General features: G+C 51.5%; 19 protein-coding genes. 14 read left to right on the forward strand and 5 right to left on the reverse strand.

From position 1 onward, the window contains the following. Window positions 1–3: 3 nt before the first annotated feature. From ACVL1J_RS08750 to ACVL1J_RS08775, 6 genes are all read left to right on the forward strand, one after another. Entirely contained in the window at window positions 4–2325 is a 2322-nt protein-coding gene (locus ACVL1J_RS08750) for a TIM-barrel domain-containing protein (protein WP_491665288.1), read from the forward strand. A 46-nt stretch (window positions 2326–2371) separates the two neighbouring features. Further along, window positions 2372–3823 (forward strand): sensor histidine kinase, encoded by a 1452-nt coding sequence (locus tag ACVL1J_RS08755; protein WP_491665289.1) that lies wholly within the window; start codon window positions 2372–2374, stop codon window positions 3821–3823. Beyond that, window positions 3820–4521: a response regulator gene (locus tag ACVL1J_RS08760; RefSeq protein WP_341238000.1), complete on the forward strand. Its 702-nt coding sequence runs from the start codon at window positions 3820–3822 to the stop codon at window positions 4519–4521. Before ACVL1J_RS08755 ends, ACVL1J_RS08760 begins: the two co-directional genes overlap by 4 nt. Before the next feature lie 73 nt (window positions 4522–4594). Then, the gene (locus tag ACVL1J_RS08765; RefSeq protein ID WP_491665290.1) at window positions 4595–6484 is read left to right on the forward strand and encodes a potassium transporter Kup; all 1890 of its coding nucleotides are present in this window, start codon (window positions 4595–4597) and stop codon (window positions 6482–6484) included. Window positions 6485–6537: 53 nt separating this feature from the next. Beyond that, the gene (locus ACVL1J_RS08770) at window positions 6538–6759 is read left to right on the forward strand and encodes a DUF3820 family protein (RefSeq protein ID WP_159570823.1); all 222 of its coding nucleotides are present in this window, start codon (window positions 6538–6540) and stop codon (window positions 6757–6759) included. A gap of 12 nt (window positions 6760–6771) precedes the next feature. Continuing rightward, window positions 6772–8022, forward strand: coding sequence for a TIGR03862 family flavoprotein (locus tag ACVL1J_RS08775; RefSeq protein ID WP_491665291.1), 1251 nt, complete (start codon window positions 6772–6774; stop codon window positions 8020–8022). Here ACVL1J_RS08775 and ACVL1J_RS08780 read toward each other — a convergent pair. Then, complete coding sequence (locus ACVL1J_RS08780; RefSeq protein ID WP_491665292.1) at window positions 8012–8659, reverse strand: class I SAM-dependent methyltransferase; 648 nt, start codon at window positions 8657–8659, stop codon at window positions 8012–8014. The genes ACVL1J_RS08775 and ACVL1J_RS08780 overlap by 11 nt on opposite strands. Window positions 8660–8910: 251 nt before the next feature. On the opposite strand from ACVL1J_RS08780, the gene ACVL1J_RS08785 reads away from it, so the two are divergent. From ACVL1J_RS08785 to ACVL1J_RS08805, 5 genes are all read left to right on the forward strand, one after another. Further along, window positions 8911–9192, forward strand: coding sequence for a BrnT family toxin (locus tag ACVL1J_RS08785; RefSeq protein WP_341237973.1), 282 nt, complete (start codon window positions 8911–8913; stop codon window positions 9190–9192). Beyond that, window positions 9167–9502 (forward strand): helix-turn-helix domain-containing protein, encoded by a 336-nt coding sequence (locus ACVL1J_RS08790; protein WP_341237972.1) that lies wholly within the window; start codon window positions 9167–9169, stop codon window positions 9500–9502. Before ACVL1J_RS08785 ends, ACVL1J_RS08790 begins: the two co-directional genes overlap by 26 nt. Window positions 9503–9521: 19 nt before the next feature. Next, window positions 9522–10157 (forward strand): hypothetical protein, encoded by a 636-nt coding sequence (locus ACVL1J_RS08795; RefSeq protein WP_341237971.1) that lies wholly within the window; start codon window positions 9522–9524, stop codon window positions 10155–10157. Window positions 10158–10331: 174 nt separating this feature from the next. After that, entirely contained in the window at window positions 10332–11171 is an 840-nt protein-coding gene (locus ACVL1J_RS08800) for an SDR family NAD(P)-dependent oxidoreductase (protein ID WP_341237970.1), read from the forward strand. Window positions 11172–11186: 15 nt separating this feature from the next. Beyond that, window positions 11187–12167: an NADPH:quinone oxidoreductase family protein gene (locus ACVL1J_RS08805; RefSeq protein WP_159570812.1), complete on the forward strand. Its 981-nt coding sequence runs from the start codon at window positions 11187–11189 to the stop codon at window positions 12165–12167. 5 nt (window positions 12168–12172) lie between these two features. On the opposite strand, the gene ACVL1J_RS08810 is transcribed toward ACVL1J_RS08805, so the two are convergent. Further along, window positions 12173–12571, reverse strand: coding sequence for a GreA/GreB family elongation factor (locus ACVL1J_RS08810; RefSeq protein WP_491665293.1), 399 nt, complete (start codon window positions 12569–12571; stop codon window positions 12173–12175). Between ACVL1J_RS08810 and ACVL1J_RS08815 the strand changes: the two genes are divergently transcribed. Then, complete coding sequence (locus ACVL1J_RS08815) at window positions 12570–12713, forward strand: hypothetical protein (protein ID WP_491665294.1); 144 nt, start codon at window positions 12570–12572, stop codon at window positions 12711–12713. The genes ACVL1J_RS08810 and ACVL1J_RS08815 overlap by 2 nt on opposite strands. Before the next feature lie 77 nt (window positions 12714–12790). Here the strand turns inward: ACVL1J_RS08815 and ACVL1J_RS08820 are convergent, their stop codons facing one another. Together ACVL1J_RS08820 and ACVL1J_RS08825 are read right to left on the reverse strand one after the other, a co-directional pair. Then, window positions 12791–13414 carry an LON peptidase substrate-binding domain-containing protein gene (locus ACVL1J_RS08820; protein WP_341237968.1) on the reverse strand — a complete coding sequence of 208 codons (624 nt, stop codon included), beginning with the start codon at window positions 13412–13414 and terminating at the stop codon, window positions 12791–12793. 45 nt (window positions 13415–13459) lie between these two features. Beyond that, window positions 13460–14095 (reverse strand): LysE family translocator, encoded by a 636-nt coding sequence (locus ACVL1J_RS08825; RefSeq protein ID WP_491665295.1) that lies wholly within the window; start codon window positions 14093–14095, stop codon window positions 13460–13462. 104 nt (window positions 14096–14199) lie between these two features. Here ACVL1J_RS08825 and ACVL1J_RS08830 point away from each other — a divergent pair, with 104 nt between their 5' ends. Further along, window positions 14200–15051 (forward strand): LysR substrate-binding domain-containing protein, encoded by an 852-nt coding sequence (locus tag ACVL1J_RS08830; protein WP_491665296.1) that lies wholly within the window; start codon window positions 14200–14202, stop codon window positions 15049–15051. 68 nt (window positions 15052–15119) lie between these two features. Continuing rightward, window positions 15120–15947 (forward strand): MBL fold metallo-hydrolase, encoded by an 828-nt coding sequence (locus ACVL1J_RS08835; RefSeq protein WP_491665297.1) that lies wholly within the window; start codon window positions 15120–15122, stop codon window positions 15945–15947. Between the two features lie 7 nt (window positions 15948–15954). Here ACVL1J_RS08835 and ACVL1J_RS08840 read toward each other — a convergent pair whose 3' ends face one another. After that, entirely contained in the window at window positions 15955–16728 is a 774-nt protein-coding gene (locus tag ACVL1J_RS08840) for an enoyl-CoA hydratase/isomerase family protein (RefSeq protein WP_159570795.1), read from the reverse strand. Between the last annotated feature and the right edge of the window lie 2 nt (window positions 16729–16730).

Consider the following 16730-nt stretch of genomic DNA (forward strand, 5'->3'; position numbering starts at 1 on the left):
GAGATGGGCATGAACACTTTGTTTACACGCAGTATCCACTTTGCATTGCCTTTGTTGATGGTTGCAACAGCAGGCCTGCTCAATGGCTGTTTGGGCAGCAGCGACAGCACAACGGCGGCCAATGCTGTACGCACGTCCCCCAGCGCCGTACAAGCTGCGCAGGTGGAGATGGGCGAGCAAACCATCGCCTTGCGCAATGCCAATGGCAGGGTGGAAGTGCTGAAAAACCCGTTGAGGATTCGTTTTTTTAATGCAGCCGACGAGTTGGTGCTTGAGCAGGTAAGTAGCAGTGGTGGTGTGTTTGAACCGGGCTTTGCTGTGGATGAACCGTTGGGCAGCGACTACCTTCCGCGCATGTTGTTGAATGCGCCTTTTAGTTACATGGTGGGCGCTGAAATTGTGCCCCAATTGCGGGCCACGCCATGGGTGGGCAATTACCTGACACAGGCCTTGGTGGGCTTGCAGTACCATGGCACCGAAGTGTTGGAGGCCAACAAAACCGCAACCGGTGTGGCATTGACAATTGCCACCAACGACCCGACCGGGCGTGTGATTGATGTGGAAATAGCGCCTGCAGACAACAACAGTTTTGAAGTGCGCATGGCAGTGAAGCCAGCTTCGGGTGTGGTAATGGTGGCTGACAGTTTTGTATTGCAGCAAGAGGAATCGTTTTACGGTTTTGGTGGGCGGCACAATGCGGTTAACCAGCGCGGCAACTTGCTCACCAATTTTATTCAGGCACAAAATATTGGTGCAGGCCCCTTGGCACCTGTGGCCAATTTGGCTTCCGGGCAGGGTGAGGGCTATATGTTCCCTTCCGGGCCTGATGCGGCGTACTACATTTCCACAGCATTTGCGTCCACGGGCGGATATGGCTTCATGCTGGACAGCACTCGGCCTTCACGCTACGACCTGGGCGCATCAAATACTGATGCATGGCAGGTGAATGTGTCGGGCAGCGAGATGATTTACCTGCTGGTACCCGGTACCGAGAAAAAAGCATTGCAAGGTTTGTCGGGTTTGCAGGGACGCCACCGAGTGCCGATGCAAGCTGACCTTGGTCCAACCCTGTCACGTGCAGTGCGGGTGCTGTCTGCTGAGGCGGATGACGCCACCAGTTACGAGGCAAAAATTTGGGACGACATTGCGCAGATAGATGCTTTCAAATTGCCTGTGAAAGGTTATGTGTTTGAAGGTTGGGAAATTTTGCCACGCGAGACCAGCAAAACAGTCATCAAGGCTTTGCACGACAGAAACATACGCGCGTATTTGTACATTCGAAATTATGTAGGGCTTGATGTGGCCAACACCGAGCGGCCTGAAACCTTCACTGAAGCTTTGCAAGAAGGTTATGTGGTGAATGATGCTGCCGGTTTGCCCTACCTGTTTGGCACGCCCTTTGGCGGGCTGGGTGCAGCAATCGACTTCACCAACCCTGAGGCGGTCGCTTGGTGGGAAGGTCGCATTCGAGAGATGCTGGAAGAGCTTGGGGCCGACGGGTTTATGCAGGATTTTGGCGAACACATTGCGCTGGACATGCATTTTTTTGACGGCAGTACCGGCGCGACCATGCACAACCATTACCCGACCGTGTTTCACCAAACCACGCGAAAAATCATCGATGACATTGAAAGTAAAACCGGGCGACACATTTTTTTCTGGACCCGCGCCGGGTATTCGGGGCGGCAGGGTAGTTCGGGGTTTGAGTCATCGAATTTTCCCGGTGATGAAACCAGCGACTGGTCGCGCGCCTCGGGCATCGCCTCATTGACCACAGACATGTTGAGTCGTGGTGCGACAGGCTCGTACGGCTACAACACCGACATTGGTGGCTACTTTGACTTTCACACAGGCCCGGCCAGCGCAGAGCTTTATACACGCTGGTCATTCTGGGCGGCTTTGTCGCCTGTGTTCAGGGTGCACAATTCTTCCAGCAACGGCGTGCGCATGCCCTGGTTTTATGGCGAAGAAACTTTGCAACACTGGCGCAAGGCGGCCGAGCTGCATTTGAAAGCGGCACCACTGATCATCAAACTGTGGCAAGAGGCACAAACCACGGGTGTACCGCCTGTGAGGGGTTTGTGGGTGGAGTACCCTAAGGATGAACGCGCCCGGCAGGAAGACCAGCAATGGATGTTGGGACCGGATGTGTTAGTGGCCCCGGTGGTAGAGCAAGGTGCTAGCACCCGCGACGTTTATTTGCCAAAAGGTTGCTGGAAGCATGTGGATACCGGTGTGCAGTACGAAGGGCCGCGAGATGTGACGGTCCCTGCGCCGATTGATTCGTTGCCCTATTTTTTCCGTTGTGGAAGCAATCCGTTTTAAATGATCACTTGATTTTCGGAAGCATGTGCCGGTATAAACTGGGCAAATGCGACTTAACTCTTTGATATTCGGAATGTGGGGCATTGCCCTGTGGGCCACCCTGATGTTGGTGCTTGCCTACCCGCACGACTGGGTTACGATTTCCAATGCGCCCGTGGTGCTCATTCTGGTGTCCTCCATCTATTCCCTTTTATTGCCTTTGGCGCTTTCGCTGGCACTCAGCGCGCTTGCGGTGCTCATGTTCAACTACCAAATGGTGCCCCCCGTGCACACATTTCATGTTGACCTTCACGAGCATGGCATTTTGCTGATCACAATGATGGGCGTGTCGTGGCTAATCACCTATTTGTTGCGACGGCAAAAGCAAATTGCGGCGCTTGAACGGCAACAGGCGCAGCGCACCTTGCAGCTGATGCAATGGAGTGAAACGCTGCGAGAGGTCGACAAGCCGGAACAGCTTCTTTCAGATTTACAGCAGTTGTTGTTTGGCATGGCCGAGGGTTGTGCACAAGTGGTTGTGGAGTTTACTGCTACGGAGGTTGATTCACTGAATGCTGCACAAATCAAAGCGTTCAATGCCTGCCTGAAAGAGAACAAGGCGCTGGGGAAAAGCACTGGGCGTTACGACAACCTTGAAGACCTTTACCTGCCCATGCGTGGAAAATCGAAAGCCTATGGTGTGTGCGTGTGTGTGGGTGGTGATATTGATTTTAACGAGACCTTGTGGGTGCGGGACGCACAGGCACTGTTGGATCAAATGGGCCTTGCCTGCGAGCGCCGAGACAATGTGTTGCGCGCCCAAAGTGCACGTGAATCGGCACAAACCCAGAAAACCCGCAGCTTGTTTTTAACATCGATTGCCCACGATCAGCGCACACCGCTGGCCAGTATCATGACTTCCGCCTCGGCGATACTGGAGCAAACTGACCGTTTGAGCAAAGATGAAATTCGGCATTACGCCGAGTTGATTCAAGAGGAATCACAGCAGGTGGCGCGCCTTACCGACAACACGCTGACTTTGGCGCGGCTTAGTGGTGAACAGGTGCAGGTGCCCATGCAACTGGAATCGGTTGAGGACATGGTAGCGGCCGTGTTGCAGCGCCTGAGAAAACGCAAAACCCTGTATTTGCCCACCGTGAAAGTTGATGCTGGCTTGCCCTTGGTGAATTGCAATATGGTGCTGGTGGAGCAGGTGTTGGACAATCTGATTGACAATGCGATGAAACATTCGGGCGCTCCTGGTTCAGTCGAATTGCTTGTGTTGCAACAGCAGAATGAGGTGGTGTTTCAAGTGGCAGACTGTGGCCAAGGCATGCAGGGTCAACACAAATTGCAGGGTGATGAATCACGTGGTTTGGGCATTGGCTTGCAGCTTTGCCATGCCGTGGCGCAGGTTCATTCGGGCCGTTTGCATTTTTCCTCGTCAACAAATTCAGGGCAAGGCGTGTTGGTTACTTTTGCCTTGCCTCTGGCCGCTGTGCAGGAACAACGCGCATGAGCATTCGTATTTTGTTAATTGAAGACGACCGGGAGCTTGGCAGGGCGCTGCGCAACACCTTGAGCACGGAAGGGCATTCAGTGGCCACGGCGGCCAGTTTGTCTGAAGCCAAGGCCTTGTTGGCCAATCAGCCCGACGGGCAGGCTTTTGATTTGTATTTGCTGGATTTGGGTTTGCCCGATGGCGATGGCAAAAGCTTTTTGGAACTGGCCCGCCGGGCAGGCAGTGCATCAGTGATTGTGATTTCAGCGCGCCCGCATGAAGACAGCAAAATTGAATTACTGGATGCCGGGGCTGACGACTACCTGGTGAAGCCCTTTAACGTAGGCGAATTATTGGCACGCATCCGTGTGGCCTTGCGCCACCGTGGCAATTTGGCGCAGCCAGCCACTTTGATGTATCAGCGTGATGGTTTGAACATTGACCTGGTGAAGCGTGAAATTACCCTGCAAGGCGCTGAAATCAAATTAACGCCCACCGAGTATGAGTTACTGGCTCGCCTGGTGCGAAGTGCCGGGCAGGCCGTAAGCCATCGGCAATTGTTGGCTGATGTGTGGGGTGCGGAGTACCTTGAGCACACCCAATACACCCGCTTGTATGTTGGCCAGTTGCGCGCGAAAATTGAGAACAACCCCGCAGACCCACACTTTATTTTGACGGAAACCGGTGTTGGCTATCGTATGTTAGCCAGCGAATAAGTTTCCTTATAACTTCCTTATATGTTGCAGCGCATGATGCAGGCTGTTTTCACACTGCAGATGCGTTGCAAACATGAACAAACCCGAATCAAAAGACAAAACCAAAGCTGGTCTGGCCGCACTTACCTTGGGTGCCATCGGCGTTGTGTACGGCGACATTGGGACCAGCCCGCTGTACACAGTTAAGGAAGTGTTTGGCGAGAACAGTGGCGTGCCATTGAATCCAGAGAATCTAACTGGCGCCATTTCGGTCATTTTTTGGGCCTTGATGTTGGTGGTCACTTTGAAGTATGTGATCCTGATTTTGAAGGCTGACAACAATGGTGAAGGCGGTGGCTTGGCGTTGACAGCCTTGGCTTCGGAAGCGGTGCGAAAAAATCCCGGATTGAAAACTGTTTTGTTATTAGTGGGTGTGTTTGGTGCCACGCTTTTTTATGGCGACAGCGTAATTACACCAGCCATTTCAGTGCTAGGTGCCATGGAAGGGCTGACGCTGATTACGCCCACCTTAACGCCCTACATTATTCCGCTTAGTGTATTGATCCTGATTGGGCTGTTTGCTGTTCAACGCCACGGTACTTCGGTGGTGGGCAAGTTTTTTGGCCCTGTTATTGTTGTGTGGTTTATTACCTTGGGCGTGGTGGGCATTGTCAATATTGCCAGTGCACCCAAAATTTTATACGCACTGAACCCGGTGCATGCCGTTCAATTTGTGCTCGACAGAGGATGGGGTTTGTTTGCTGCATTTGGCGCAATTGTGTTGGCATTAACCGGCGCAGAAGCGCTATATGCCGACATGGGACACTTCGGGAAAAAACCAATTCGGCTAGCATGGACATTCTTTGTTTTTCCAAGCCTTGCTTTGAATTACCTGGGGCAGGGGGCTTTGTTGATTGCAGACCCCAGCGCCATTGAAAATCCATTCTATCGTTCGTTCCCCGAAACCATGGTAATTCCTGCATTGGCCTTGGCCACCATGGCCGCCATTATCGCATCGCAGGCGGTTATTTCTGGTGCGTATTCCATGAGCAAGCAAGCCATTCAGCTGGGCTTTTTACCGCGCATGAAAATTCACTACACCTCCGCCAAAGAGTCGGGCCAAATTTACATGCCAGCCGTAAACTGGTTGTTGTTGGCGGGCGTGTTGCTGGCGGTATTGTTGTTCCAGAATTCCTCCAACCTGGCGGGGGCTTATGGTATCGCGGTCACCTTGACCATGCTGATCACCACCACGCTGACCTACTTTGTGATTCGTCACAGCTGGGGCCTGCCTGCATGGTTGTCGGTGGGGGCCACCATCTTCTTCATTCTGATCGACATACTGCTGGTGGTTAGCTGCGCATTCAAATTGCTGGATGGCGGCTGGTTTCCGATCGTGTTGGGCTTGGCCTTGTTTGTAGCCATGTCTACCTGGTGGCGTGGCCGCAAGTTGCTGATGAAAAGCATTCAGAAAGACGGTATTGATTTGAACGATTTTTTGCCCACGCTGAATGTGGATCAAATTAACCGTGCTTACCGCACTGCAGTGTACCCGGTGGCTGACCCTGACAAAGTACCCATGGCTTTGCTGCACAACTTGAAACACAACCAGGTGCTGCATGCATCGAATGTAATATTGACGGTGGTGTTTGAAAGTGTGCCGTGGGTTGGCAATTTGAACCGCGTTGAGGTGAAGTCGCTAAGCCGCGGGTTTTGGCAAGTGACGGTGCGCTATGGCTTTATGAACACGCCTGACATTCCCAAGGCTTTGGAGTTGACTGACGAGGTTGGCCTTAAAGTTTCTCTGTTCGAAACCACTTACTTTTTAAGCCGCGAAACTGTGGTGCCCACGGCGGGTTCGGGCATGGCGAAGTGGCGCGAGCAATTGTTCGCCACCATGAGCCGCAATGCGGGTGGCGTAGTGGATTTTTTCAGATTGCCCTCGAATGCGGTGGTGGAGTTGGGTACGCGGGTACAGATTTAACGCGCAAGGGTAAACCTTGCTGGGCGGCGGGCTTCATGCTTTATAATTTTTAAATGAATCCAGACGATCTACAAAAGCTTGTGACCATGAAAATGCCTTTTGGTAAGCACCAGGGCAAGTTGCTTGCAGACCTGCCCGGCAATTACCTGAACTGGTTTGCCCGTGAGGGCTTTCCGAAAGGTGAAATTGGTCGTTTGCTTGCCTTGATGCAGGAAATTGACCACAACGGTTTAAGCCACTTGCTCAAACCACTTCGCAATTCAACTTCAAATTAAGCCTATCACTGCATGCCTGACACCTTGAATAAATCAGTGGCCATTGTTGGCGGCGGTCCTGCGGGCTTGATGGCTGCGGAGGTGCTCAGCAATGCGGGCGTGCAGGTGGATGTGTTTGATGCCATGCCTTCGTTTGGGCGCAAGTTTTTGTTGGCGGGCATTGGTGGGCTCAACATTACACACAGCGAAGAGTACACAAAGTTTTGTGCTCGCTATGCAGACCGGCAACCCCATTTACAAACCACACTTGATTTGTTGCCCCCTGAGCAATTGTGCGAATGGGTACACGGTTTGGGTATTGAAACCTTTGTGGGTACTTCAGGGCGAATTTTTCCGAAGGAAATGAAGGCAGCCCCTTTGTTGCGGGCCTGGTTGCATCGATTGCGAAGCAAGGGAGTGCGTATGCATGTGCGCCACAGGTGGCAAGGTTGGGACGCGCAGGGTCAATTGCAATTTTCTGTGCCGAATGGATTAGTTGAATATTCACCCACGGCCACGATACTGGCATTAGGCGGCGCAAGTTGGCCCAGGCTGGGTTCTGATGGCGCATGGGTTCCCCTGTTGCGTGGGGCCGGTGTTGATGTGGCTGAACTTGAAAGCGCGAATTGCGGTTTTGAGGTGAAGTGGAGCGATTACCTTCGCGAGAAATTTGCAGGTGTACCGCTGAAATCGGTCGCCCTGAAATTCGTGGATTTGCAAGGCAATGAAACCGAGCGGCCAGGTGAAATGGTGATTGGCCAGTACGGTGTTGAGGGCAGCTTGATTTACGCTTTTTCGCGTGAAATTCGCCAACGGTTGAATGCGCAGGGCAGCGCAACTTTCACGCTCGATTTGTTGCCGGGGCGCAGTGTTGAACGGGTTCGAACTGACGTGGCGGGTTTGGCTCGCAGCAGTCAGTCCATGTCCAGCTACTTCAAGAGTAAATTGGGAATTGCAGGCGTGAAGTTGGCCCTGTTGCATGAAGTGTTGGGTAAAGATGATTTCAAGAATTCTGACAAACTGGTTTCAACCATCAAGGCCCTGCCGATTACTGTTCACGCAACACGCCCCATCGACGAGGCAATTAGCACAGCAGGTGGCGTGTGTTTTGAAGGCATGGACAGCAATTACATGCTGACGAACAAGCCGGGTACATTTGTGGCAGGTGAAATGCTGGACTGGGAAGCACCCACTGGCGGTTATTTGCTCACTGCCTGTTTTGCAACCGGAATGGCTGCAGGGCAGGGCGTGTTGCGCTGGGATTACGACTCAATTACGGATTGATGAACGTAATCATGTTCTGCCAGCTCAGACTTTCGGCTTTGTCGTATTTCAGCCCCAGGTTTTCCGCTTCTTTTTGAACCTGCGCCACGCTCATGGTGTGCAGCGCTTTAATCGGCACATCGGGGTCAAAGGCCCTGTATTCTACAAACACAATTTTTCCGCTTTTTTTTACAGCCTTCATCAGCGATTGAAGCGTTTCACGCGGGTATTCAAGCTCGTGATACACATCGACCATAATCGCTACATCCAGTATTCGGTCGGGCAGGTTCAAGTTCTTCTCGCCCGATTGTCGAATTTGCATGCGGCCTTTGGGCAAACCATCCGCCTTCTTTTGCAGCATTTTGATCATTTGCGGCTGAATATCAACTGCCCAAACCAAACCGTTCGGTGCAATTTTGTCGGCGATCATTTGGGCAATGTGCCCTGTGCCCGCGCCAATGTCGCCTACCACCATGCCGGGTTTTAAATTCAATTTCTGGATCAGTAAATCGGTGCGCTCTTCTTCAAGGCGTTGCGGGCGCTCAAGCCAGGGCGCACCTTGCCAACCCATTACTTTTGAAATTTGACGGTCGCAATACGATTTGCCAATTCCATCGGGGTGGGGGTTGGCAATGGTGGCGTAGGTGCAATTTGCCAATGCCTTTGTATGTGTAAAGCACAATACAAGTAATACCAATGCGAATCTGATTTTCTTAAATAATAGTTGAGTCATCTAATGCACTTTAAGGACGAAGGAACAACCTTATGGTTGCATAATAATTTTGAAATAACTAAGGCTAACTTCATGATGTTAATGATTTTTTCTTTGGTTTTTTGATTGTCAGAAAATTTAAAGGAAAACAGTTATGATTGTTGTAAATGGTAGTCCATTGAACTACACTTAAGCGCATGAACTTTGAATGGGATGACAAGAAGAACGAAGCGTGCTTTCAACAGCGCGGATTTGACTTCGCCTATGTCGCACATGCGTTTTTTGATCCCGACAGGCTTGTGCAAGAGGATGATCGTTTGAATTACGGTGAATCTCGTTACCAGTTAATGGGTGAGATCGAAGGACGATTGTTTGTGGTGGTGTACACCTACAGGGGCGATTTTGTGCGCATCATTTCTGCGCGCAAGGCAAATCAAAGAGAAAAGAGGCAGTATGAAAACAGTTCGAATGAAGATTAATCCAGGCTCTCTAGCACCTGGCAAGGTTGGGCGAGTTGATAAAAAGCGTGTTGATTCAACCAGTGAATTGGATATTGCATCCCATAAGTTGATTGATGAAGCAGAAGCCAATATGGATGCAGCAAGGTTTGCGCGCCGAGTGCGTAAACGATTGGGGTTCAGTCAAGCAGAGTTTGCCGAGCGAATTCATGTTTCTTTGGACACAATCAGAAACTGGGAGCAGGGTAAGCGTGTTCCCACAGGCGCTGCAAAAGCTTTGTTGCAGGTATTGGATAAGGCACCGGAAGCAGCGTTAGCTGCGCTTCATTGAATTGAATGTTGGAATGGGTGTGACTACTTATACGTTTGAGAAAAATGATCGTAGTTTCAGGCACATTTGTACGGGGTTGGCTGCCTTGTTTTCTGTCTCAGCAATGACGACGGCTCAGAAATTCGGTTATGCACAAAAAGTTTACCCTGGTGCTTCTGCATTGCTTTATGGCAAGCTAACAACAGATTTGATTCTGTCGCACAACCTGTATGACCTCGTACAGCCCGTTGCTGAGAATAAGTGGCCGGATAGCCTCGTTTTCTTTGAAAAGAACAAAGTGAAGGCTCAAGATGATTTGTCGTCACCTGATCCACTTACACTCACTGAAACCGGTGAGATGGGAATCACTTGGTCGTTGATGGGGCAAGCTTATTTGGCATTTTTCGAAGATATTCGGCACGATCTCATACAAAAACTAGGTCGGGACTCGAATCTCTGGTCATATGAAACTTTGAAATTTGGATACCAAATTCGCAATGCTGTGGCCCACTCGGGCCGTATTCATTTTAATCGTCCGGATAATTCTCCCGTTTCATGGAAGGGTTTGTATTACAGCCACGCCAACAACGGAAAAGTTATTTTTGAAGACATTGGTGTTGTTGAGTTGATTTTGTTGATGTTCGAAATAGAGTCTGTTTTGAAAACTATGAGTTAACTTTGTCGTTCATGATCAAGAATAGCCTAGATTCGTAGTTTTTAATCTTGTCTTTTTTCATATTAGGTTGACTTGTCGCGTGACTGAGGAGTCCCCACTTCTCTGCCGTTCTGCTAGTCTGGTTTGGCTCGCTAGAGGCACACTGAACAATAAAAGCAAACGGAGACGTGAACAATGAAAGAATTCAACGGCAAAACCGCCGTGATCACTGGGGCGGCCAGTGGCATTGGTTTGGCTTTGGCCAAACATGCGGCAGCACAGGGCATGAACGTGGTGCTGGCCGACATTGATGAGGCTGCACTTCTTGCGGCGACAGAACAACTGAACTTGTCGGCTGATCGGGTGTTGGCGTTGCGCATCGATGTGCGCCATGCAGCAGAAATAAAATCCCTTGCCGATGCAGCATATTCAAAATTCAACGCCGTGCATTTGCTGTTCAATAATGCGGGAGTGGCCTTGGCGCGCACCACGTGGGAACACACCGTGGCCGATTGGGAATGGGTGTTGCAGGTGAACCTGTGGAGTGTGGTGCACGGCATTTCTGAATTTCTTCCCCGCATGCAAGCACAAGGCGGCGCGGCGCATATTGTGAACACAGCCTCGGTGGCCGGGTTGGTGTCTAACCCCGGCATGGCGGCTTACAACGTGAGTAAGCACGGTGTGGTAACGCTAAGTGAAACCTTGAGCCTTGAGCTTCAAATGACTCAATCAACGGTGGGTGTTTCTCTGTTGTGCCCGGCATGGGTACCGACAGGCATTGGCAATTCCGAGCGCAACCGACCCAGTGATGTGGCGCAAACCATGCCAATCGAGGGATTTTCTGCTCAACTGAACAAGCGAATTGGCAAGGCAATTGCCAGCGGGCAGTTAACTGCAGATGACATGGCCGTGGAAACTTTCAATGCAATTTCAGAGAACCGTTTCTATGTGATTCCACACAGCTACATGTTCCCGGTGATTGAAACCCGTATGCAAGAAATTCTGGGGCAACAAAATCCCACACTGCCAAAATAAGAAGGAGACAAAACAATGAAAGCATTGCTGTGTAAAACTTTGGGACTGCCCGACACGCTGGTGCATGAGGAAACAGCTGACCCGCAGCCGGGCCCAGGCCAAGTGGTGGTGGACATGAAAGCCGCTGGTGTTAATTTTCCCGATGCCTTGATTATCCAGGGCAAGTATCAGTTCAAGCCTGCCTTGCCCTTTGCGCCGGGCGCAGAACTGGCTGGTGTGGTGGCTGCACTGGGTGACGGTGTAAAGAACGTGAAAGTGGGCGACCGCGTGATTGCAATGTGCACACACGGTGCCTTCGCTGAAAAAGTGCTGGTGCAAGCCAAGCAGATTATCCCTATGCCTGCGGCCATTGATTTCGAAACTGCTGCCTCGTTCACCTTGGCCTATGGCACTTCCTACCACGCGTTGAAAGCCCGTGGACAACTGAAAGAAGGTGAAACCCTGTTGGTGTTGGGTGCTGCAGGTGGCGTGGGTTTGGCTGCTATTCAAATTGCCAAGGCCTTGGGTGCGAAAGTGATTGCAGCCGCTTCTACGGAAGAAAAGCTGGCCATTTGCAAAGAGAACGGAGCTGATGAATTAATTAATTACAGCACCAGCGATTTGCGTGAACGCGTGAAAGAATTGACTGGCGGTAAAGGTCCGAATGTTATTTTTGATCCGGTGGGCGGCAAGTATGCTGAACCGGCATTTCGCAGCATTGGCTGGAGTGGGCGCTATTTGGTGATCGGTTTTGCAGACGGTGAAATTCCAAGTATTCCACTGAATTTGCCCTTGCTTAAAGGCGCAGCGATTGTGGGTGTATTTTGGGGTGACTTTGTGAATCGTCAGTTGTTCGATTTCATCAAAGACCTGGGTGAAATGTTTGCCTTGATCGAACAAGGCAAACTGAAACCACTGGTGTCCAAGGTGTATCCGCTCTCGCAGGGCGCACAGGCCCTGCAAGATTTGTTGGACAGAAAAGTGGTGGGCAAGGTGGTGATCACAGCCAACACTTAAACAACTTAAGTTGTGTAATCGCCGCTGGCCTCGGGCTGAAACAGAATTTCCTTCACCACTGCGAAATGCTGTTCTCCGTTCGGGGTTGCCCATTGTGCCAGCGTGCCCGCTTTACGACCCAATAAGCTGGCACCCACAGGCGACAGTACGGAAATATAGCCTTTCGCAGGTTCAGCATCGTTGGGGTAACACAGCATCAGTTTGTTGCTGTGTCCACTTTCTGTTTCAACGACTGTAAACAGGCTGTTCATGGTGATCACATCGGCAGGAATTTCTTGCGGCGTGATCACTTCAGAATCATCAATCGCCTCCAGCAATTCCGGCGGGAATGGAGCAGTCAATTTGGAAATGCGAGCCAAATCCAGTTCGTTCATCAATCGCTCGGGCGTGCGTAATTTCTTCATGTTTAACTCTCAGGCTGTTGCGCTTGAAGTGTGCCCGGCGATGCGTGTGGTGTGCGCGAATTGGGTAGGGTGGGTGATCGCCGGGCTTAAGAATGTGCGGCCGGCGGGCAAACACGCGCGCGGCAGCGTGCCTTGCAGTTGAGCAAGGCGAGCAGTGCGGCTGCAGCATGTTTTTTGAAGGTAGGCATGGCGCAATGGTAGGTCGCATTGCTGGTTTGGTCAACTTTTGAGCAAACCTTGCGCTGCCAAAGTGTCGTCAATCAACTCAAGCCGCAGCAATGGGTTGTCCAAAGCCAGCAGTTGTAGTTTGGTGGGCTTGTCCAGGGGCAGCAGTTCGCACCAACGGTTGGCAACCCAGCCGCTATCCATCAATTTATAGGGTTTGCGAAATGGCAATTGATCCTCGGCAATTCCTTGCTCGTCGATTGAGTTGATCAGGTTGGCCAGGGCATTGGCGCTGCCTTGCAGGTAGTCGGGTATTTCAACCACGGAGTCAGCGGGCAGGGTTTGTATCTCGCCCATCCACAAACCATTTTTTTCTTGTTCGGCATTCAGCAATTTGAAACGCTGTGTTCCCACGGTGGAAATATTCATCAATGTGGGCGTGGTGAATTCGTGGTGTTCAATATTGACCAGTGTGCCGAACTTGGCCAACTGAATTTGTTCATCGGGGCGACGAACTTCATTGCCATCGAGCAGGCTGACCACACCAAAGGGTGTGTTGTCACGCAGGCATTTTTTCATCAAGTCGAGATAGCGCACCTCGAAGATTTGAAGATTCAAAACACCTTGTGGATACAGGACTGTTGCCAACGGAAACAGTGGCATGGGCGCTTGCGACATGGGGTACTTCCTTCGGTAAAACTGACCGTAACACACTACAGCATATCAACCCAAAGCCTGCAATGCCATCTCTGCGCTCAAGGTCAGCAAGGTAACACCCATCACCACACGCTGAGTCAACAGCCAGCCAGGTTTACGCGCAAGAAAAGCAGCCATGCTGCCCGAGAACAGGGCCATGCCAGCATTCACGAAGGCGAACATGAAGATTAACAAGCCGCCGTAAAAAAGCGACTGCTGCAACACTTCGCCTTGGGTTTCATCAATGAATTGCGGCAACAAAGTGAGAAAAATCAGAGCCAGTTTTGGGTTCAACAAACTGGTGGTGGCACCCATCGCGAATAGTTTGCCTGCAGGTTCGCGCGCTAAGTGGTCGAGAATTTCAAGCGGTGAACGACCGCCGGGGCGAATGGCATTCCAGCCCAGCCAACCCATGTACACCGCACCACAGGCGCTGAGTATTTGCGCAGCATGAGGCTGTGTTTTAAAAAAAGCAGTAATTCCGAATGCAGCACCAAACATGTAAAAAAGGTAGCCCACAATGACGCCGCCCAGCGAAGTCAGCCCGGCGCGCCGCCCTTGTGTTATTGAGCGTGAGATCACGTAAATCATGTTGGGGCCGGAGGTAATGGACAGCAAACTGCCCACCACTAAAAATGCATACAGTGAACTCAGGTCTTGCACTTGAAGAATTCCTTGTTGAGTGAATTGCGAGGTGAATTATTGAATGCTGGATAAATTTCGTAAAACGAATTAAATTGAAGTAATTATTCAGAAAAACTGATGAAATGAAAAAACTCGATCTGGATGCCTTGGCCATGTTGGTTGCAGTAGCTGACTCGGGCAGTTTCGCGGCGGGTGCTACTTTGGTACATCGCTCGCCGTCAGCGGTCAGCATGCAGATCAAGGGGCTGGAGAGCCTGCTGGGCAAGCCTCTGTTTTTGCGCGACACCCGAAACCTTGAGTTGACAGCCGAGGGGCACACCTTGCTGGGCTACGCTCGACAAATGTTGGCTTTGCGTGATGAAGCGTTTGCAGAATTAACCCGGCCTGCATTGACTGGGCGTGTCAGCATCGGTGTGCCCGATGACTATGCTTCGTCTTTGCTGCCAGCGGTGTTGCGGAAATTTTCTGCCACTTATCCCCGGGTGGAAATACAGGTGGTGGGCCGACCCAGCCAGCACATTGCGCAAATGCTGAAAGACAATGAAGTGGATTTGGCCGTGATTACACGAACCAAGGGTTGTCCTGGTGTGTTGTTGAGAATGGAACCTTTGGTGTGGGCTGGCTCGCCCAGCAACAAAAATATCTGGAAAGAGCGTCCGTTGCCGCTTGCTGTGTTTGGTGAGGGCAGCACCGCACGTGCCCATGCTCTGAAAGCCTTGCAGCAAGCAAAAATTCCCTATCGCATGTCGTACGAAAGCCCGGCCGTGCAGGGTTTGGTGAGTATGGTAGACGCTGGCCTTGCAATTGCGCCCTTGGCCCAGTGTGGCGTGCCTTCGCACCTGGTGCGACTGGGTGCAGCGGAGGGCTTGCCACCGTTGCAGCCCGTGGAGGTGGTGTTGTCCAGAAGTTCGAAATCCAAGCGCCCGCCTTGTGATTATTTTGCTGAATTGTTGGTTCAGGAGTTGGAGAATTGAACAGCTTAAGGCATTGTGGATGGGTTGCAATTTAAACTGAATACACACAACCACACGGAATCTGACTGATGAAAATTCACCACATGAATTGCGGCACCATGTGCCCGATCTGTAAACGCTTGATCAACGGCAGTGGTGGTTTTTTTGAACGGGCGAACATGGTGTGCCATTGCTTGTTGGTTGAAAGCGGGCAGGGTCTTGTTTTGGTGGATACCGGCGTGGGCACGGGCGATATACTCGAGCCCAAAAGGCGCCTGGGCACCGGTTTTGTGGCCATGTTGGCACCACAATTGAAAATGGAAGAAACAGCCGTTGAGCAAATCAAGACCATGGGGTTTAAAGCGAGTGATGTGAAGCACATTGTGCCGACTCACCTCGACTTGGACCATGCAGGCGGTTTGAGCGATTTTCCCGATGCGCAGGTGCATGTGTTTGAGCCAGAACACCGGCATGCGATCAACCCGAGTTTGCGCGATTCCATGCGATTCAGAAAAGCGCAGTTTGAGCATGGCCCACAGTGGGTCATTCATTCAGAACCAGTTGAAACCTGGTATGGCTTTCAAGCCATTCGCCCGATTACCAGTGTTGACTTGCTGATGGTGCCCTTGATTGGACACACCCGCGGCCATGTGGGTGTGGCGGTGAAGCAGGGCAACGAGTCGGGTAGTAAGTGGCTACTGCATTGTGGTGATGCTTATTTTCACCGCAGCGAAGTGGCATTGAAACACGAAGACCCCATGCCTGCGGGCGTGGCATTTTTTGAAAAGCTGGTGCAAACATTGCCTGCAGAGCGCGTTGCGACGCAGGCGCGTTTGCGTGAGTTGGTGAAAAGCAGCGGCGATGAAGTTGAGCTGTTCTGTGCGCACGACCCCGTGGAGTACGCGCGCTACAGTTGAAACAGATTTAGCTTTTTGCTTTCCGCGCTGCAGCCAATTGTGCTTGCAGCGCATCAATGCGCTGGTGGTTGTCTTCCGAACCAATGTAACTTCTGAACAGCCATTCTTGAGTTCGCATGGACATGTCCAAATCCTGATTCAACACCACATTCGAAAGCCGCTTCGTTTCAGCCAAGCAGGCGCGGTCGTATTGCGCCATGTCGCGTGCAATTTGCGCAACCGAGCTTAGTAGTTCACCTTCGGGAAACACCTTGCTGACATAGCCCATGCGCTCGGCTTCAGCCGCATCATAAATGCGACCAGTCAGCGCCACTTCCTTGGCGCGACCCATGCCAATGATGCGCCACAGCGGATCCATGATGGGGGTCAGCGACAACACAATTTCACGCTGCCCGAACTTGGCGCGTGTTGATGCGTAACGAATGTCGCACATCATGGTCAAGTCAAACCCACCTGCAATTGCGGCGCCGCCCACAGCGCAAATCACGGGTTGTTCGCAAAACAAAATTGCGCGGTATGCGCGGTGAAACAGGGCAGTGTAGGCTTCGTTGTTAACCTTTTCCAGTTTGCGAATTTCGTTCAGGTCAAAGCCTGCTGAAAAGTATCGCTCGCCACCGGTGAACACAATCACGTTCACGTCTTGCCTTGTACCCAGCGCGTTGAACATCGCCGTTACTTCTTCAAGCACATCAGGCGCCAAGGCATTGCCCTTGTCGGGCCGGTTGATCGTGACAGTGGCCACGCGTTCTGCTACTTCAAGATTCAAATACTGAAAGTTCATTG

The organism is Limnobacter sp. G6BE5S, from assembly GCF_058448965.1.